The 19,674-nt window shown below is 28.6% G+C and carries 17 protein-coding genes; 5 read left to right on the top strand and 12 right to left on the bottom strand.

Annotated elements, in window-relative coordinates:
* Window positions 1-517 precede the first annotated feature (517 nt).
* The 4 genes from IPM32_02650 to IPM32_02635 form a co-directional block, all read right to left on the bottom strand.
* Complete coding sequence (locus IPM32_02650) at window positions 518-2,068, bottom strand: serine/threonine protein kinase (protein MBK8944147.1); 1,551 nt, start codon at window positions 2,066-2,068, stop codon at window positions 518-520.
* Window positions 2,065-3,558 carry a sigma 54-interacting transcriptional regulator gene (locus IPM32_02645; protein MBK8944146.1) on the bottom strand — a complete coding sequence of 498 codons (1,494 nt, stop codon included), beginning with the start codon at window positions 3,556-3,558 and terminating at the stop codon, window positions 2,065-2,067. The genes IPM32_02650 and IPM32_02645 overlap by 4 nt, the downstream gene beginning before the upstream one ends.
* 3 nt (window positions 3,559-3,561) lie before the next feature.
* Complete coding sequence (locus tag IPM32_02640) at window positions 3,562-4,530, bottom strand: hypothetical protein (protein ID MBK8944145.1); 969 nt, start codon at window positions 4,528-4,530, stop codon at window positions 3,562-3,564.
* 110 nt (window positions 4,531-4,640) lie between these two features.
* The gene (locus tag IPM32_02635) at window positions 4,641-7,133 is read right to left on the bottom strand and encodes a T9SS type A sorting domain-containing protein (GenBank protein MBK8944144.1); all 2,493 of its coding nucleotides are present in this window, start codon (window positions 7,131-7,133) and stop codon (window positions 4,641-4,643) included.
* A gap of 232 nt (window positions 7,134-7,365) precedes the next feature.
* On the opposite strand from IPM32_02635, the gene IPM32_02630 reads away from it, so the two are divergent.
* Genes IPM32_02630 through IPM32_02615 form a run of 4 tightly spaced genes read left to right on the top strand, consistent with a single transcriptional unit; the run spans window position 7,366 to window position 9,010 of the window.
* Window positions 7,366-7,566 carry a hypothetical protein gene (locus IPM32_02630; protein MBK8944143.1) on the top strand — a complete coding sequence of 67 codons (201 nt, stop codon included), beginning with the start codon at window positions 7,366-7,368 and terminating at the stop codon, window positions 7,564-7,566.
* On the top strand, window positions 7,556-7,768 hold the full coding sequence (locus IPM32_02625; GenBank protein MBK8944142.1) for a DUF1858 domain-containing protein: 213 nt from the start codon (window positions 7,556-7,558) through the stop codon (window positions 7,766-7,768). The genes IPM32_02630 and IPM32_02625 overlap by 11 nt, the downstream gene beginning before the upstream one ends.
* A gap of 18 nt (window positions 7,769-7,786) precedes the next feature.
* Window positions 7,787-8,419 (top strand): TlpA family protein disulfide reductase, encoded by a 633-nt coding sequence (locus tag IPM32_02620; GenBank protein ID MBK8944141.1) that lies wholly within the window; start codon window positions 7,787-7,789, stop codon window positions 8,417-8,419.
* A gap of 12 nt (window positions 8,420-8,431) precedes the next feature.
* Window positions 8,432-9,010 carry a DUF3365 domain-containing protein gene (locus IPM32_02615; protein MBK8944140.1) on the top strand — a complete coding sequence of 193 codons (579 nt, stop codon included), beginning with the start codon at window positions 8,432-8,434 and terminating at the stop codon, window positions 9,008-9,010.
* 65 nt (window positions 9,011-9,075) lie between these two features.
* Here IPM32_02615 and IPM32_02610 read toward each other — a convergent pair whose 3' ends face one another.
* The 8 genes from IPM32_02610 to IPM32_02575 form a co-directional block, all read right to left on the bottom strand.
* Window positions 9,076-10,206, bottom strand: a complete 1,131-nt coding sequence (locus IPM32_02610; protein ID MBK8944139.1) for a response regulator — start codon at window positions 10,204-10,206, stop codon at window positions 9,076-9,078.
* Window positions 10,196-11,323, bottom strand: a complete 1,128-nt coding sequence (locus IPM32_02605) for an HDOD domain-containing protein (protein MBK8944138.1) — start codon at window positions 11,321-11,323, stop codon at window positions 10,196-10,198. The genes IPM32_02610 and IPM32_02605 overlap by 11 nt, the downstream gene beginning before the upstream one ends.
* A 19-nt stretch (window positions 11,324-11,342) precedes the next feature.
* Window positions 11,343-14,195: a PAS domain S-box protein gene (locus IPM32_02600; protein MBK8944137.1), complete on the bottom strand. Its 2,853-nt coding sequence runs from the start codon at window positions 14,193-14,195 to the stop codon at window positions 11,343-11,345.
* Between the two features lie 113 nt (window positions 14,196-14,308).
* Window positions 14,309-14,698, bottom strand: coding sequence for a response regulator transcription factor (locus IPM32_02595; GenBank protein MBK8944136.1), 390 nt, complete (start codon window positions 14,696-14,698; stop codon window positions 14,309-14,311).
* A gap of 137 nt (window positions 14,699-14,835) precedes the next feature.
* Complete coding sequence (locus IPM32_02590; GenBank protein ID MBK8944135.1) at window positions 14,836-15,462, bottom strand: response regulator transcription factor; 627 nt, start codon at window positions 15,460-15,462, stop codon at window positions 14,836-14,838.
* A 245-nt stretch (window positions 15,463-15,707) separates the two neighbouring features.
* Entirely contained in the window at window positions 15,708-16,034 is a 327-nt protein-coding gene (locus IPM32_02585) for a DUF971 domain-containing protein (GenBank protein MBK8944134.1), read from the bottom strand.
* A gap of 68 nt (window positions 16,035-16,102) precedes the next feature.
* Entirely contained in the window at window positions 16,103-16,975 is an 873-nt protein-coding gene (locus IPM32_02580; protein MBK8944133.1) for a prohibitin family protein, read from the bottom strand.
* A gap of 13 nt (window positions 16,976-16,988) precedes the next feature.
* Window positions 16,989-18,293, bottom strand: a complete 1,305-nt coding sequence (locus tag IPM32_02575; protein ID MBK8944132.1) for a thymidine phosphorylase — start codon at window positions 18,291-18,293, stop codon at window positions 16,989-16,991.
* A 133-nt stretch (window positions 18,294-18,426) separates the two neighbouring features.
* Here IPM32_02575 and pepT point away from each other — a divergent pair, with 133 nt between their 5' ends.
* Window positions 18,427-19,671, top strand: coding sequence for a peptidase T (pepT, locus tag IPM32_02570; protein ID MBK8944131.1), 1,245 nt, complete (start codon window positions 18,427-18,429; stop codon window positions 19,669-19,671).
* Window positions 19,672-19,674 lie beyond the last annotated feature (3 nt).

Here is a 19,674-nt window from a genome sequence, read left to right as displayed (position 1 = left end):
CGGGTTCCGGGAAGCGGGTTTCCGCCGATAATGTAAAAATTATCACCAATAATATGTCCAGTAGAAAAAATTCTATTGAAATTAAAATTAAATTGCAAAGTATTTTCATTTGTAAAATCTGCTTCCCAATTTGAAATTCCGGAAATTGAAGAATCTTCAGAATTTACTCCGCCGAAGAAATAAATTTTATTATTATAATTTTCAACAACAAGTCCAAATCTTGCTGTTTTTATTGTATCCAAATCCCATTGATTTAAAAATAAATTATATCGCTGAATCCAATTTGTATAATTTTGTGTTGAATCAGAATATCCGCCGATAATAAAAATGTTTTCATTATTTTGCCAAATATCTCCACCGGCAACTGGTTTTGGCATTGTATTAAAAGTTTCCCAATAATCAAACTGAGAATATTGAATTGCAGAAAAAAAGAAAAATATTATTAAAAATTTTTTCATAATTAAAATTTCCAGACTGACCTAAATTTATAATTTATCAATTACCATACCATAAAAATTTATTGATAATTTTTCATATTAAACTTCATGCTCAATGTATCATTTTTTACAATTTTAATTTTTTGCTCAATTTCCGAAAACTGCGGGTTTTTAATTGTCAATTTATAATTTCCTTCAAACAGCTTAATCGGAAATTCAAGTGGAGTAACTCCTTTTTTTTCACCGTTTATAAAAATTTCTCCCCAAGGAAAAACTTGGCAATTAAAATATCCAAATAACGTATCTAAATTTATTTCTACAAAAGTAAGTTTGTTTGGAATAATTTTTATACTATCTGAAAATTTTGGATATTCCGGATGAACCAATGTTAGTAAGTAATTTCCGGATTTTGTATTAATATTATTTTCGAGCGGAGTTGTTTCTATAAATTTATTATTTAAATAAACTTTTGCCCAAGGATAACATTTTACATATAGCTCGCCAAAAATATTTTGAGCTGAATTTAAATTTTCTGATGAAATTATTTTATCAAAATTTTGAGGAATTAAATTTTCAGCATTTTCAATTTCCGATTTTTTTTGAGTATCAACTTTTGCAGATTTGGAGTTTTGTTGATTTATAAAATTTGTATCCGAAAAATTTTCTGATTTGAGATTATTATCTTTAGAATTTTTATCTTCAAAATTGTTCAATAAAAATTTCAACAAAATTATTAAACTAAAAATTCCTATAAAAATTAAAATTGGAATAAGAATTTTCTTTTCATACTTTTTTTCAATTTTGTTTGGGTACACATTTTGTACATTAAAAATTTCTAAAATATTTTTGCACGATTCAAATCTATTTTCTGGATTTGCGGCAAGCAATCCTTTAATAACTTTTCTAATTTCATCAGATAAAATCTCAAACTCTGATTGATAATTTTCTTCATTGAATGAAATTATATTATTAATCGTTTCGTTTGTGTTTTCGCCCAAAAATAAATTTTTACTGAGAAATAATTCTGCTGCTGTAATTCCCAAAGAAAACAAATCACTTTTATAAGTTAAAGATTCACCTTGAATTTGCTCGGGCGACATGTAAGCCGGAGTTCCAACAACAGAATATTTTTGTGTAACAAAATTATTTAACGCATCTTGTGCTAACCCGAAATCTGTCAATTTTACTTCGAGGTTTTCATTAATTAAAATATTTTCCGGTTTAATATCTCTGTGAATTACGTTTTTGGAATGTGCAAAATCCAGAGCTTTTACAATTTGCAGAAAAATATCTTTTTTATTTTCATCAGATAATTTTATAGAATTTAAAACTTCGCGAAGATTTTTACTTTCGAAATATTCAAACGAAATGTAGAAAAAGTTTTCAAACATTCCGAAATCGAAAACTTTTATAATGTTCGGATGTTCAAGCTGGGCAAGGATTTTAGCTTCTCTCTTAAATCTTTCAATAATTGAAGAATCCGGAATTGTTTCGGTATTTAAAATTTTTAAAAAGACCTTTTTTTCCAAAAAAATATGATTTGCCAAATAAACTGCTGAATGTTCATCTTTCTTGAAGCAGTTTAAAATCTCAAATTTCTTAAATAATATCTCATTTAAATTTTCTTTCATTCGGATTCACTATTAAATTCTTTCATTTTTAATTGAATCCATCTTACCGAAACATCAAGAGACTTTGCAGCTAAAGTTTTGTTCCCTTGAAATTCATTTAATCTATCAAGAAGAATTTTCATTTCAATTTCATGTAAAGTTCTTTTGTTAAAACTTTCGCTGCTTTCATTTTCCAATGCAATATGTTCATCATTAATTATTCCGTTAGATGTTAAAATTATTGCACGACTTAAAACATTTTGCAATTGTCTAACATTTCCAGGCCAAGAATATTTTTCTAATTTATTTATTGCATTTAAATTTAATTTGATATTTTTGTTTCCATTCTGCTCAATAAAATATTTTGCAAGAAGGGGAATATCTTCTTTTCTTTCTCTTAATGCCGGAACATAAATTGGAAAAACATTTAATCTGTAATACAAATCTTCGCGAAATTTTCCTTCTTCAACTAATTTTTTAAGATTTTTATTTGTCGCTGTTAAAATTCTAACATTTATTTTTTTAACTTTTGTATCGCCAAGTCGAATTATTTCTTTATTCTCAATAACGCGGAGCAACTTTGCTTGAAGCGCGCTTGAGATATCCGCAATTTCATCTAAGAAAAATGTTCCGTTATCGGCTATTTCGAAAAGCCCTTTTTTGTCTTTTATTGCGCCTGTAAATGCTCCCTTCACATAACCGAAAAGTTCACTTTCTAAAAGACTATCGGGAATTGATCCGCAGAATTGTGCTAAATAAGGAAAATCTTTTCGATGACTTAAATTATGAATTGCACGCGCTACCAAATCTTTACCAGAGCCGCTTTCGCCAAGAATTAGAACTGTTGCATCTGTATTTGCTACTTTATGAATTGTATTGGTTAATTCCTTAATTGGCTTGCTTTCTCCAATCATATCCGGAATATTTTCAAATGATTCCAATACATTTTTCAAGCGAATATTTTCATCAGCAAGATTTTCTATTTCAAAAATTTTATCAAAAGTTATTGATGCAAGATTTGAGAAAAATTGCAGAAACAATAAATTTTTATCCGTAAATTCTTTTCGGTCGGTTTGACTATCAACTAAAATTACTCCCCAAATATTTTCATTTTTTTTAATCGGAACTCCAAGAATAGAAGTTATTTTATGAAGTTGAACGCTCTCGAACTGTGTGAGTTTTGGGTTTGATTGAACATCATGATATAAAACAGGTTTATTTTTATTTACAACCTGCTGCATTACACTTGATGAAAAATTTGATAAATCAGAAATATTTTCTTTCTTCAAATTTCTTGCAGATACGATTGAAAATTTAAAAGTTTCCGAATCATATTTTGCAAATAAACCTCGTTCAGCATTTGTAACTTCAATCAAAATATCAATTATATTTTCTATCAAAGATTCTTCTTGAGATGCCGAATTTAAAGTTTGACTCAAATTATATAAAGCCTCGTATTGATCTTTTGTAAGATTTTTAAGCTCGCTTATATTTGGAAAATTTTTCTGCATAATTTATTCTACTATAAAACTTGAAGGTTTTGATCTTGTTCTATTTTCAAATTCATCAATTGCCCAAATTACCCAAAAGTATTCACCGCTTTGTAAATTTGCATTTGTCTGCAATTGTATTTCTTCAAAATTAACATCACTTTGCCAAATTAATCTTGGCGCTATCTCATCTGTATAAATTTCAATTAAATATCTAAAATCAAAACCGGGTTTAAATCTGTTCCAAGCCAGTATTGGATTTGGAGAATCTACCGTATCTTTTCCAAGCGGTGAAATTGCAGAAATTTCTTCTTTAATTATTCTTTTAATATTTGTTTTTCCTATTTCAAACTTTTTTGATTCAGCATCCATAACATTTAATTTAAACTCTTTACCAATTACAATATCTATCGATGTGATTTTCAAATCTTCCAATGTTATTGAATTTTCATAATATTTTTTTGTTGAGTTGTACAAAAGTTGTTTATTTATTTTCAGCTCAGAATTTTCGATAAATACAGAATCAACATCGTTTTCTTCATCATTAATTTTTAATTTAATTCCAATACTATAAATCTGCTGAGAAGGATATTTATTTTCTGTAATACTATAAAATTTAAGTTCAGAAATAATTGGAATTGCATTAAGGAAAATATTTTGCGAAATTTTTCTTTGATAATTAAAACTAACATAAATGGAATCTGTTGAGTAACCGGATTTTTCAATAATTAACCAACCGTCTTTTTGTTCAAGATTTTCAATTTTGAAATATCCATTTACATCAGAATTTGTAATTATTCCGCCGTTTTGCCAAAATATTTTTACATCTTTTATTGGTATTTGGGGAATTTTAACTGACTTAATAAAACCTTCGATTAAACTAATTTCATTATTTGGATTTTCAGGATCAAGTGGATTATTATGGGGCGCACTGCAAAAAGTTAGAAGTGATACAAAAATTATTATAATTAATATCGAAAAATTCTTTTGCATCGGATTTGAATTAAATTATTAATTCTTAAATTAAGAAAAAAATAGTTTTGATGTAATCAAAATATAGGAAAGTATTATTATCAAACTTTGGTCGGCATCACAAATTAAATTTATTTCATTAGTACCATTTTTTTCACAATTTCAGTTTTACCGGATTTTAATTTATAAAAATAAATTCCGCTTGGAAGATTTTCTGCATTAAAAGTTACTTTATAATTTCCCGGATATTTTTTTTCGTTAATTAATGTTTTAATTTTTTTTCCTAAAACATCAAACACATTTAATTGTAGAGAAGTTGCATTAAACGTTTCTACATTTGACATTTCACGTTTCTGCTGATAAGCAAGGTTTGACGAAACGTTATATTCAATAGTTGTTGTTGGGTTAAACGGATTTGGATAGTTTTGATATAAAATAAATTCATTCGGAATTTCTATTTTATCGTAATCAACTTTTGTAATAGGATTCAAATCCAATTTAAAAATTCCTCTTCCATGTGTTCCAATTGCTAAATAATTTTCCGTGGGATGAATTTTCATATCGTTTATAACAACAATTGGCAGATTATTTCCCAAAATTTCCCAATTATTCCCTTCATCGTAACTTACAAATACTCCAATATCATTTCCAAGATAAAGAATTTTTGGATTTATTTTATCAATTTCAAAAGCGTTAACTGGTGCATCTGGTAAGCCATTATTAATTTCTTGCCAGCTTTCGCCAAAGTTTTCACTTCTATAAACATGAGATTGCGGTTCTGCCCAACGCAAACCGGAAAAAGTTGCATAAACAATATTTTCTTTTGTTGGATGAACAGCAACTCTTGTAACCCATCTTTGCGGAAGATTATTAGAAATTTTTTCCCAAGTTATTCCGTAATTTTTTGTTACCCAAATATTCCCATCATCCGTACCAATGTAAATAACATTTGAGTCTGAAGGCGAAATGGCAATTGTAGAAATTGTACCAATTTTTTTATCTGAATTATAATCAGTCAATTTTTGGCTAATAGAATTCCAAGTTTCTGCGGAATTTATTGTTCTGTATATTTTATATGTTCCGTAATACAAAACATTAGAATTATTGGGATCTATAACAATCGGAGTTGACCAATTTGTTGGCTCACTCTGATTAATTCCATTCAACGCCAAATTAAAATTTTTTCCTCCATCAATACTTTTAAATAAATTTCCAAATTGCGATTCTGCAAAAATTATATTGGAATTATTTGGATCAACTATTGCATAAAATCCATCTCCGCCTAAAATTCTCTCCCAGTTAATTTCGTTTCCGGAATTTGTAATAATAGTTCCGTTATCTTGTGTTCCGCCCAAAAAAGTTTTAGGATTATTTTTATCCAAACCGATTTCATAAAATTGAGTTGTGGGAAGTTGAACCGGATTTGACCAAGTAATTCCGCCATCTTGAGAAATATTTATTCCACCGTCATTTCCGGAAATTATATAATCCGGATTATTTGGATGAAATGCCAAAGCATGATGATCAACATGAAGGAGAAAATCAATTCCATAACCGTAACTGAAATCCCAATTTACACCGCTGTTTGTTGATTTTAAAAGCGGCACATCTAAAACAAATATTGTTTCCGGAGTTTGCGGATGAACTCTAACTTGACCAAAATACCAGCCAAAATTTCCGCTTCCCGTAAAATCAGAATTTGTTTTTATCCAATTTTCTCCGCTATCAATCGATTTATAAATTCCGGTTAAAAAATTTCCATCGCTAAAAGTTGCATAAATAATTTGAGGATTTGATAGAGAAATGCTCAATCCAATTCTTCCGATATTTTCATTTGCTTCATTAGGCAAACCATTTTCGGTTCCAAATTTTCCCCAAGTTTTCCCGCCATTAATTGTTTTGTAAATTCCGCTAGTTGGTCCATAAAGATGAGTGTTCGAAATAAAAACTGGTCGCCTAACTCTTTCCCACATTGCCGCAAAAATTTCATCGGAATTAATTGGATTAATTACCAAATCAATTGCTCCGGTTGAATCAGAAACGAATAAAGATTTTTCCCAATTTACTCCCCCGTCTTCGCTTAGAAAAATTCCTCTTTGTGAATTTGGTGTAAAATAACTTCCAACTGCTGCAACCCAAATTTTTTGCGAATTATTTGGATCAACCAAAATTCTCCCAATTGAAACCGATGAATCCAATCCAATAAAGTTCCAAGTTTCTCCTGCATCAATAGATTTAAAAATACCTACACCGGGAAAATTATTATGTCCGCCGTTTGCTTCTCCAGTTCCAACATAAATTACATTGGGATTTTGCGGATCAATTCCAATGTCTCCTATTGATAAACACGGCTGATCATCAAAAATCGGGAACCAATTTATTCCCATATCTTCTGATTTAAAAACTCCGCCTGTTGCCGCTGCGGCATAAACTATATTTGGATTTTGCGGATTAAATTCAATATCAACAACTCTTCCACCAATATTTGTGGGACCAACAAATTCCCATTCTAAATTATTCTTTTTTTTTAGTCTTTGCTCTTCTCGTAAATTTTTAAATTGTGCTAATAATTCATTGTAAGCATTTTGTTTAAAATCATAATACGGAAAAGTTCTTTTTAACATTTCAAAATCAGCGGGGAAAAACTTTGTTTCTTGATTTTTTTTATTCGTAAATAATTGATTTCTAAATTCTTTTTGCCAAAAATTTGAAATGAAAAAATGGATTATTAAAAACGATATAACAAATAAATAAAATGTTTTTTTTGTCATCAGAAATTTTTAGAAAAATTTATAATTTTCTCGAATCCCAAATTGAACTTGTGCATCAAATTACTACAATTTATAAAGAAAATAAATGTATATAGTTTATAAAAGAATTTTACCGGTTTTAAGCGGTGCTATTTTAGGATATGCATATTATCATTTTATTGGATGTAATTCAGGCGGATGCCCAATTACAAGCAATCCATTTATTTCAACTGTTTATGGTGCGGCGGTAGGATTTTTAATTTCAATTCCTTCCAAAAAGAAAATTAAAGAAGAAAATGGTAACTAAAGAAATAGAAATTGAAGATTTGGTGAAACAAATTCCCGATGCGGTTGTTTATTTGATGGAAAAAGGAATTAGATGTTTAAGATGCGGTGAACCAATTTGGGGAACATTAGAAAATGCCGCAAAAGAAAAAGGTTTTTCTGATTCAGAAATTAGTAAATTTGTTTCCGATTTAAACAATCTTTCTGCAAAAAATAAAAATTAAATGATTTAGGAGAAGTGAATGAGCAATAACGAAAAAACTCAAAATACATCAAACAAAAAATTTGATTTTCAAAATCCCAAACACAGAAGCTATTTATATACCGGAATGTTTTTAGCTGCTGTTTTGTTTTTCTTTATTATTAACAACACAAATGGTGAATCCGAAGAAGGACCATATCCGCCGAATTATAATGTGGATACGTCAAATTTGGTAAATCTTTCAGATTACAAAGGAAAAGTTGTAATTATTGATTTTTGGGCAACTTGGTGTCCGCCATGTAGAAAAGGAATTCCGGATTTAATTCAAATTAAAAAAGAATTTAAAGATAAAGGCGTTGAAATTATTGGGATTTCTCTAGATACTTTTACAAGAGGCGGCGCAACAAAAAATGATGTTGTTCCTTTTATAAAAGAGTATGGAATTAATTATCCAATTTTAATTGGTGATATGAATGTTGCTCAACAATATGGCGGAATAAATTCAATTCCTACTTCATTTGTAGTTGATAAAGAAGGCTATATTGTTTCTTATTATCAAGGTTTGATTGAAAAAGCTCAATATGTTAACGATATAAATAAAGCATTGGCCAAAAGTTATGTTTCGGATAAAAAATATATTGCACCAGAATTTTCTTTACCAAAAGCAAAATAAGAAATAATCAAAATGAAATTTTTAATAACTCTCTTAATAACAACAATATTATTTTTTGTTTCATGCAAACAAGAAGATAAGTTTGATGAAAAAAAATATTCTGAAGAATTTAGAGGATATGCAAAAGAATATTTAGTCGGTTTAAAAACCGTTTTAATGAAAAATATGCACGAAGGCGGACCCTTAAAAGCTGTAACTGTCTGCTCAGATACTGCTGCGGATTTAACGAAATTATATTCAGAAACTATGAAACTGAAAGTTAAAAGAGTAAGTTATAAAAATAGAAATAGTGAAAATTATCCCGATGAATATGAGCAGAAGGGAATTGATGAGTTTATTAAATTATTGTCCGAAAATAATTTAAACGAGAAAACGGAAATCATTAAAAAAATTAATGTAAACGGTGAAGAATCAATTAGATATTTAAAACCAATTTTAATTGAAGCTCCGTGTTTAAATTGTCATGGAAATGAAAATGAAATTATTGCCGAAGTAAAAGATGTAATAAAGAAAAATTATCCGGATGATAAAGCAATTGGTTATAAAATTGGTGATTTAAGAGGCGCAATTTCCATTACACAAAAATTGTAAACTAAACTGAGTAAAAGTATTTTTTAATTTTCATAAAGAATTTAAAATTTATTTTTACTCAGTTTTTATTTTAAAACCTTTATTTCCTTTTTAACATTTCCCAATTTGTTGTAATTCAATAATTTTAGTTTCATCATATTTGTAATTTCAGCACCTTTTGTAATAAGCACAAATCCATTCTTATCAATAATATCAGCAGCAGCAACAACACCAGGTTCAACATCTTCAATAGTGGTAGAAACTAATTTTAAATTTTGATATATTCCGGCAATTGCTGCATCCAAAGCAATTAAAACATTTGGATCAAATTCATCTTCATTTTTTTTTAATTCATCATAAGCATCTTCAAAAGATAATCCAGTTGTTACATAACTATCAAATTTATTTAACACATAAAGAATTCTTGATGCAATCGGAAGTTTTTCTTCACAAACTTCATTTTTGTTTTCATTTTTAAATGGATGAAATTGGTAATAAATAGACTCGGTAATATTTTCCAAACGCGGAATATTTTTCAGAAAAGATTTTGCAATTTGTGGATGTTGATTAAAAATATTTTCAAGTTCAACTTCTAAATTCTCTCCTTTAAATTTTTTTTCCAATATTTCCGGCGGCATTGTTACAAGTCCAATTTGCGAAAGCAACGAGCTTACTTCAACTTCCCATTTATTTTCAATATTTAATAAACTTGAAATTTGCGGAATAAATTTTTGAAATCTTGAAACTCTGCTAAAAGCTACGGGATTTACGGTTGAGAGAATATCTATTAAAATTTTTATTGTACCTTTTAAAGTTTTTTCGAGTAATTCTTTCTCTGCATTGATTAAATTGAATTGTTTTACTCCATCATTTATTGAGGAAAGTAATTTATCAACAGAACAAGGTTTTGTTAATAATCTAAAAATATTTCCTTCATTAACGGCTTCCATTGTTGTTGATAAATCAGCAAAACCGGTTAACATAATTCTTACCGAATCCGGTGCAAAATCTTTAACAAGAGAAAGAAATTTATTTCCATTCATTTCTGGCATTTTATAATCAGAAACAACAACTGCAAATGGTCCCTCTTGTTTTAAAGTAGAAAGTGCTAATTTTCCGGAAGTTGATGTAAAAATTTCAAAGTGAGAACGTAAAGTTCTTCTATATCCGGCGAGCACATGTTCTTCATCATCAACAAGAAGTATTTTAGGATTCATGAGAAAATTCTCCATCTTCTTTGTCAAATTCCGAAATTATTTCATCAATATTTTGTTCATTCAAATCTTCAAAATTATATTTTTTATTTTTTGAAATTTTATTAGCAATGTAAATTGCTTTTGTGGGAGTAAATTGATCCGTTTCCATAAAAATATAAATGTTATGAAATGCAACTGCTTCAACAATTGAATTTGGCAAACCCCAAACTCCCAATAAATATGCGCCAATATTTGCATGCGAAGTTTTTGAGAAAAGTATATCTATTTCTTCGGTTGAATAATTACTTAATAGAATTAATTTACCAATTTCATGAAGCAATCCGCTTAAATATGAATCTTCAATATCCTCACTTGAAAACGATTTGAGTATTGCAATTCTTCTTGCCAATATTGCAACTTTGTTACAGTGTTCCCAAACGTCTTTAAATAATTTTGAATTTTGATTTTTATCTTCAAACATTTTAAAAAGTTTTATTGTTAACACCAATGTTTGAATCATTTTAATTCCTAAAAAGTTCAAAGCTTGTTTAATATTTGTAATATTATGTGGTAATCCGAAAAATGCAGAATTTGTAAGCTGAAGAATTTTTGCAGTTATTATAGGATCTTTATCAATTATATTTCCAATTTTATCAATTGAAGTATTTTGTGAATTAATTTCATTTTCAAGTTTAATATAAATTTCTGGCAAACTTGGCAAAGTGTCTAATCCATTAACAATTTTTTGTAATTCTTCATTATTCAATGTTTCTTTTAAGCGAATTAGTCTTTCAATTGTAGAAATTAAAATTTTTGGACTTGTTGGTTTTAAAAGTGATTGATGAACAATTTTAGAATTCTTTAGTGCTAATTCATCATTTGCGTAGCCGGAAAGTGTAATCCTAATTATACTTGGAAATTTTTCTTTTACTTCTTGCAAAAGTTGAGTGCCGTCCACTCTCGGCATTCTAATATCTGAAATAATAACATCAATAAAATTACTATTTAAAATATTTATTGCTTCGTTTCTTCCGTTTGCATAATAAAGTTTCCAGTCTTTTTTTAACGGGTACATCATTCTTCTAATTCCCGAAAGAACATTTTCATTATCATCAACGAATAATACACTTAGGTTCATTTCGAATTTACTTTCCTTATTAATCTTGAATAACCGGCAATCTGATTATAAAACTTGTTCCAATATTTTCTTCGGTTTCAACTTCAATACTGCCTTTATGTTTATTGACTATAATATCATAAGCTATTGATAATCCTTGTCCGGTACCTTTGCCTACTTCTTTAGTTGTAAAAAATGGTTCAAAAATCCTTTCTTTAATTTTTTTAGACATTCCAATTCCGTTATCTTTTACAATAATTTCTACAAATTCTGTTTTATTTATAGTTTTAATAATAATTTGCCCTTTAGCTGCATTTTCATTTTTTAATTTACTTTCTAAAGCGTGCGATGCATTTACAATAATATTAACAAAAACTTGGCCTAAATCTGAAGCATAACAAATTAGCGAGTTTATAGATTTATCAAAATCTGTAACCATTTCAGCGTAATATTTCCATTCATTTCTTGAAATAGTAATTGAATTTTGAAGCAACCTATGTAAATCTGTTGCAACTTTTTCTTTTGGTCCGGAATGTGAAAAATCACGCATAGCGCCAACTATTTTTGCAATTTTTTCTATTCCTTTAATTGATTGCTCAATTGCTGAAGGAATTTCATCTTTTAGAAATTCCAAATCAATATCTGTTAAAGCTGATTTTAACTCGTTTAAATCAGAATTATCGTTTTTTATTTTATTAATTATTTCAATAATTGGTTTTAAAGAATTTTGTGTTTCATTTAAGAAAAATAGATTATCATTAATAAATTGGGACGGAGTGTTTATTTCATGAGCAATTCCGGCAGCTAAGGTACCGATTGCTTCCATTTTTTGGAGATGCCTTATTTGTGCTTCATTTTTTCTAACTTCAGTTAAATCTCTAATTATTCCTTGAACAGCAATATTGTTATTCATTGTTATGTAACTTACAGATACTTCAACATCTTTTTCATTACCATTTTTTGAAATTATTCTAATTTCATATTTTGAAGGAACTTTTTCACCTCTGGCAACTTTCTTTTCTCTATCCAAAATTCTTATTTTGCTTTCTTCAGTTAAATAATCCAACATATTGAAGTTTTTTGAAAATAAATCACTTTCATCAATTTCTAATAATTCAAGAAATTTCTTATTTGCAATTTCAAATCTTCTATTAATTAAAAGATAAACTGCTTCATTTAACTTATCAATTAATGTTCTGTATTTAAATTCTGCTTCATGTAAAACTCTTAAAACTTCATTTTGTTCGGTAATATCTTCTAAAATAATTTCATAATATAAAGTTTTATTATTTTTATCTTTTATTGCCCAAGCACTTTGTCTCACATCAATTTTTGATTTATCTTTTTTTATAAGCGTATCTTCATAACCGTAAATGCGTTCTTCAATTCGTAATAATTTTAGGAATTTAAAGAAACCCGAATGTGATGAATATATTTCTAAGTATTTTGTTCCAACCAATTCTGTTTGTGAATAATAATTTAGCATTTTAACTAATGCCGGATTAGCCATAATGATTTTTCCATTATCATCTAATCTTAAAATTCCTAGTGTAGCATTTTCAATTAATTTATTAAATCTGTATTGACTTTCTTGAAGTTCCGTTTCAACTTGTTTTCGTTCCGTTAAATCTACAGTAATTCCATACGTTCCAATAATTTTGTTTTCTTTATTGAATAGAGGAAACTTTGAAGTTCTCCCCCAAGTTATTTTTCCGTTTTGGTGAATTTCAAAATGTTCCTTTCCGATAAATTGTTTTCCGGTTAACATAATATCTTTTTCTTCTTTAAGATAAATATCTGCAACTTTTTTCTCAAAAAAGTCTAAATCCGTTTTACCAATTATTTCACTTTCTTTTGTTAATCCAAGGAAATTAATCATCGTTTGGTTTACTTTCATAAACCGTGATTTTTCATCTTTCACATAAATTTGGTGAGGTAAAAAATCAAGAATTGTATTCAAAATATTGTTATTGCTTTTTAGAATTTCTAATTCGTTTTTAAGTGATTCAATTAATTTATCTTTTTCCGTAGTGCTCATTGATTTTGGATTTTCTCTCCAAATGCCGGTTAAATACCATTCTTTGTCAACTTCAGTTAATGAAATTGAAAGTATTGATTCAAATTCTCTACTATTTTTATCTTTTGTTATAAAACTTGATGAGGCTTTATAATCTTTACCGATTGTAATAATTGATTTGATGTAATTTTCAAAGACTGAAATTTTATCTTCCGGAAAAAGAAGTGATGAAATTGATTTATTTAAAACTTCATTTTCACTATATCCAAATAAATACTTTGCCGATTCATTCCAAAAAATTATTTCTAAATTTTGATTAAATGTTATAATTGCATCTTTTGTTGAATTAATAATTGCTTTAAACTTTGCTTCGTTATCTACAATTTTTTGTTCGGCGGCTTTTCTTTTTGTGATATCTTGTTTAATGGCAATAAAATTTGTAATGATTCCATCCGAATTTTTTACCGGTGTAATTGTCATTTCTTCAGTATAAAAACTTCCATCCTTTTTTTTGTTGATAATTTCACCGTGCCAAACATTTCCGGTAATTACTTTTTGCCAAAGTTCAAAGTAGAATTCATCTGAGTGATAACCGGATTTTAATACACTTGGATTGCAATTCAAAGCTTCTTCTTTTGTATAACCGGTTAACAAGGTAAAAGCTTTATTTACCCAAATAATTTTGCCATCAGAATTAGTGATAACAATTCCGTTTGCTGCAACTTCTAATGCGGTACTTTGTAATTTTGCAAGTTCATTTTGTAGCGAAGTTTCATCTTTTAATATATAATCAAAAGGTTTTGCTTCAATAGCCTTTTCAAAAATTAAACTATTTAATTCATTATTTTGAAATTTCTTTTCAGAATTTCCTTTCATTATTAACTCAAGTTTTAACAAATTATCGAAGAACAGAAAAATATTTAAAGTTCACAATGATCTATTAATATTAATTAGATAAGATTTTAAATAAGTTTTGCTTTAAGATTTGATTATTGATTTACAACTTTTTTATACTTAGGATTTGATATTTCGTAAAGGATTGCCGGAATTTGCTCAAACTCAGTAGATTTATTTAAGAAATAATCCGCACCTAATTTTAAAGCGGTGTTTCGATATTGTTCATTTGGATAATTTGTAACAATTAGAACTTTCATTTTTTTATTTTCTTTGCGGATATTTGCTAAAACATCTAATCCGTTTGCACCGGGAATTCTGATATCCAAGATTAAAATATCCGGCTTTGTGTGTTTAATTAATTGAAGACCTTCGATTGAATTGGAAGCCTCTGCAACAATAAATATATTACTTACAGAGGCAATAATATTTTTAAGGCGTGTTCTTAATAGTTCCGAATCGTCAACTATCATAAGCTTTTGCATTCACTAACCTCAAACTTAATTCGGAAAGTTTATCTGCTAACAAAGTAACAACAACTTTTTCTAAAAATAATAGGATTATTCTTATTGTAAGTGAATCAATTTTGATTAATGATGTAGGATATAAGCTTACAAAAAAATTAAACTAAACTATTCATAATGCAATATTTGGTAATTTCCGCATTATTCTTAAAATTCATTTTTGCTAAGATTCTTGATCTGTAAGTACTTATAGTTTTTATACTTAGACAAATTTCATCTGCAATTTCCGAAACAGTTTTTCCGCAAGCAATTAATCGCATTACTTCAAATTCTCTGTTTGATAGAATTTCTGTAGGATTATCACTTCTATTTTTTATTAAACCCATTGCAAGTTCTTGAGCCAATTCACTAGAAATATATTTCCCGCCTTTTATACTTGTAAGAATTGCATGCTTTAATTCATCCGGACTTGCAAATTTAGAAATATAACCGGAAGCTCCGGCTTTTAAAACTCTTTTTGCGTATTGATTTTCCGGATGAACACTTATGATTAAAATTGGAAGTTCCGGTTTAATTTGTTTTAAATAACTTAAAATTTCAAAACCACTTTTCCCTGGCATTGAAATATCTAAAAGCAGTAAATCATATTTATTTTTAAGCGCAAGATCAACTACTTGTGTACCATTTTCAGCTTCTGTAATTGATGCAATTTCATCAATTTGAGAAACGATTTGTTTTAATCCTTCTCTAACAACAGCATGATCATCTGCAATTAATATTTTCATTTTATAAGTTTTTTATTTTAATGTACTATTTTAATTTTGCAACAAAAAACTGAAATATTTACATTTATATATTTCTAAAACTCAATGAAAGAAGTTGTCATCTCGATCACGATTTTTTCTAGTGAGGTGAAATCTTTAAATAAAAATAATTTTTGTAAAATTCTATATTGATTTAAGATGCCTCATAAAAATTTTCGCAATGACAAGCAAATATTCATTTAACAATTATTTATCAAAAGAATAAATTAATTTATCGAATTTTTAATCTTTAAAAATTCCGCAAATCTTTCAAGTAATTCCCAAGAATAAATTCCAGAATCATAGCCATCTTTCCATGTAATACTAATTGCATAATTTCCCACACTTTTTATATCTGCAATTTCGTATTTCCCAGGTTTATCCGGACCAGCCGGCGGCGGCGGATAATGTTTCCAAAGTATAGTTTCGCCTTTATTTCCGGCATCGGGAGATTCATCACGTAAAAATTTTAATGGGAATTGAATTATATTATTGTCGTTCCATTCAACTAATAAAATATTTTGATCAATAAGTTTTATTTTCTTTGGTTTCATAATAAAATTATAAATACTTAAAATTCATAAAGTGCCTAAAATACTTAAAGTACTTTAGCACACTTTTTTTAGTTGTTTCCTAAAATAATTGGTAAACCATCCTTACCAGAACCAATTATAACAATTTTTGAATTTGATGAATTTGCTAATTTCTCCGTTGCTTCAATTCCTTTCCATTTTAAAAGATTTTCATTAATTCCATTGCTAACAATTGTTTGAAAATCCGCAATTCCCTTTGCTTCAATTCTTTTTCTATCTGCTTCTTGTTCTTCCTTTTGGAGAATAAAGGACATTCTCTGACTTTCTTGCTCAGCTTGCAATTTTTCTTCAATTGATTGTGTTAATCTTTCTGGCAATGCGACTTGTCGCAATGGAGCTTTTTCAATAATAATTCCTCTATCACCAACTAAATGCTGAAGTTCATTTACAATTTCGTCTTCCAATTGTTTACGTGATGCCGTATACAAAGCTTTAGCTTCATATTTTGCTGTTACACCTCGTGTAACAGATCTAAATTGCGGAACAAGAATTACATTCAAATAATCTCCGCCTTCAATTGATTTATAAATTTCATTCGTTTTGGATGGATCAAGGCGGAATTGTAGACTTAATTCCAAATTTACACTTAATCCCTCTTTTGAAGGAACAGTCATTGTTTCTTTAATTTCTTGAGTTTTAAAACTATATTTTATAATTCGGGCAACTGGATTTACAAGATTAACACCGGGTTTTAAAGTTTTATCACTTACAGTTCCAAGAAAATCTACAACTCCAACAGTACCGGCCGGAATTACAGTAAATATTTGAGCAAAAGCAAAAATTGCTGATGCAATTGCAATAATTAAAGTGATTGATGCCTCTTGAAATCTTTTATTCTTTTTTACACTTACATGAATTGCGAAGAAAACTACCGCAACTAAAACACCAAGTATGAAATACATTTTTCCTCCAAAGCTAACTAATTATTTTTTTTATCAATTTTTCTGGTTTTACTTTATTTGATGAAATTGTAATCGAATTTGTAATTCGTAATTTTGCTTCCTCTATTTTGACTTTTTTATTTGAAAACAGTTCCGCAATTTTTTCACCTTTGCTAATTTTATCACCAATTTTTGGATAAAATATTATTCCGGCGGTTGGATCAATTATATCTGTTTTCGTAATTCTACCCGCCCCTAATTCCAAAGATGCCATTCCTATTTGGTAATTATCTAATGATTTTAAATATCCGTTTTTTTCGGAATAAATTATTTCTGAGTATTTTGCTTTTGGATAACTTTCCGGTTTTTTTACATATTTTACATCGCCTTTCTGAAGTTTTACGATCTCAAGAAATTTATCAAAAGCTTTTCCATTCCTAATTAACTCTTCAGAAATTTCATAGCCCTCTTCAATTGATTTTGCTTTTCCGCCAAGATAAATCATTGCTCCAGAAAGATTGAGCGAAAGTTCATATAAACCGTTAACTTTTTCACCATGTAAAATTTTTACAGATTCAAAAACTTCGAGCCAATTACCAATATAATTTCCCAAAGGCTGATTCATATCTGTAATAAAAGCAATAACTTCTTTATCAAATGATTTTGCTGTATCAATTAATGAAGTAGCAAGTTTGTCTGCGTCTTTTAAAGTTTTCATAAAAGCGCCGCTTCCAGTTTTAACATCTAAAACTAAACCATCAATCCCTTCTGCTAATTTTTTACTCATTATACTTCCGGTAATAAGTGGAATTGATTCAACAGTTGCGGTAACATCGCGCAAAGCATAAATTAGCTTATCTGCCGGCGCAACATCTTTTGTTTGTCCAATTAAAACCGCTCCGCATTTTTGTAAAATACTTTGATATTGTGCCAGCGAAAGATTTGTATTAAATCCCGGAATTGTTTCCAACTTATCAAGTGTTCCACCGCTATGACCTAAACCTCTACCCGAAATCATTGGAACATTAACTCCCGCAGCAGCAGCAATTGGAGCTATTATTAGCGAGGTTTTATCGCCAACTCCGCCGGTAGAATGTTTATCAACTTTCTTCCCTTTAATGTGATTTAAGTTGATAACTTTTCCGCTATAAAGCATTGCTTTAGTTAAATGCGAAGTTTCATTTTCAGTAAATCCATTTAAAAATCCAGCCATTAAAAATGCTGAAAATTGATAATCAGGAATTAAATTTTTGCTATATGAAGAAATTAGGAAATTAATTTCGGCATAATTTAATTCTTCTTTATCGCGTTTCTTTTTAATTAAAGTTACAGTATTCATTTTTTTTATGAATTGATTTCTAAAAATTCTAAATGCAATATAAAATTTATCAATGTAAGATTGAAATTAAGAATCATTTTAGATATTATGAAATTATAAATCTATTTAATTAAATAAAAATTTTGAGGGAAATATGTTCGATCCAAATTATAAGTTTACTTGTGTTGATAGATTTTTAAAATATGTAAAATTTGATACTCAATCGGATGAAGAGTCTTCAACATTTCCAAGTGATCCCAAGCAGCTTGAACTTTCAAAATATCTTGTTGATGAATTAAAAGAAATTGGTTTAACCGATGCCCACATGGATGAAAATGGTTATGTAATTGCAACCCTAAAAAGTAATACAGAAAAAAATGTTCCGGTAATTGGATTTATTTCACATGTTGATACTTCACCGGCGGTAAGTGGGAAAGATGTAAATCCGCAAATTGTAAAAAATTATAATGGAAGCGATATTACTTTGTTAAATGGTAAAATTATCGATGTCGCGAACAATCCGGAACTAAAAGATATGTTGGGATTTGATATAATAACGACAGATGGAACAACACTTTTAGGCGCTGATGATAAAGCTGGTATTGCAGAAATTATGGATGCAATGAATTATTTAGTTCAACATCCGGAAATAAAACACGGAACAATAAAAATTTGTTTTACTCCGGATGAAGAAGTTGGTAGAGGAACGGAAAAATTTAATGTTGAAAAATTCGGTGCAAAATATGCTTACACAATTGACGGAGGAACGAGAGGAGAAATTGAAACAGAAACTTTTAGTGCAGATGCCGTAAACATTGAATTTATTGGGAAAAATGTTCATCCCGGCTATGCAAAAGGAAAGATGATCAATTCAGTAAAAATGGCTTCATACTTTTTAGAACTTTTACCAAAAGATAAACTATCTCCTGAAACGACAGAAAAAAGAGAAGGTTATGTTCATTGCACAACAATAAATGGGAATGAAGAAAAAACAGTTTTAAAATTTATCATTAGAGATTTTATTGATACAAAATTAAAAGAATATGAAAATTATCTTGAAGAATTAGTAAACAAAACCGTAGAAAAATTCCCCGGATCAAGCAGTAATTTTAAGGTAATTGAACAATACAGAAATATGAAAAATATTTTAGTTCAACATCCGGAAATTGAAGCTAATGCAATTGAAGCTTTAGAAAGGTTGGGAATTAAACCAATCCAGTCTCCAATTAGAGGTGGTACAGACGGATCACGGTTAAGTTTTATGGGTTTGCCGACGCCAAACATTTTTGCTGGCGGGCATAATTTCCATGCTGTAACCGAATATGTTGCAATTCAAGATATGGAAATGTCAACAAAAACTATTGTAGAAATATGTAAAATTTGGGAAGAAAAGGCATAACTA

Source organism: Ignavibacteriota bacterium (assembly GCA_016716225.1).
Taxonomy (GTDB): Bacteria; Bacteroidota; Ignavibacteria; order Ignavibacteriales; family Melioribacteraceae.
This window is presented reverse-complemented; position numbering and strand designations above follow the sequence as displayed.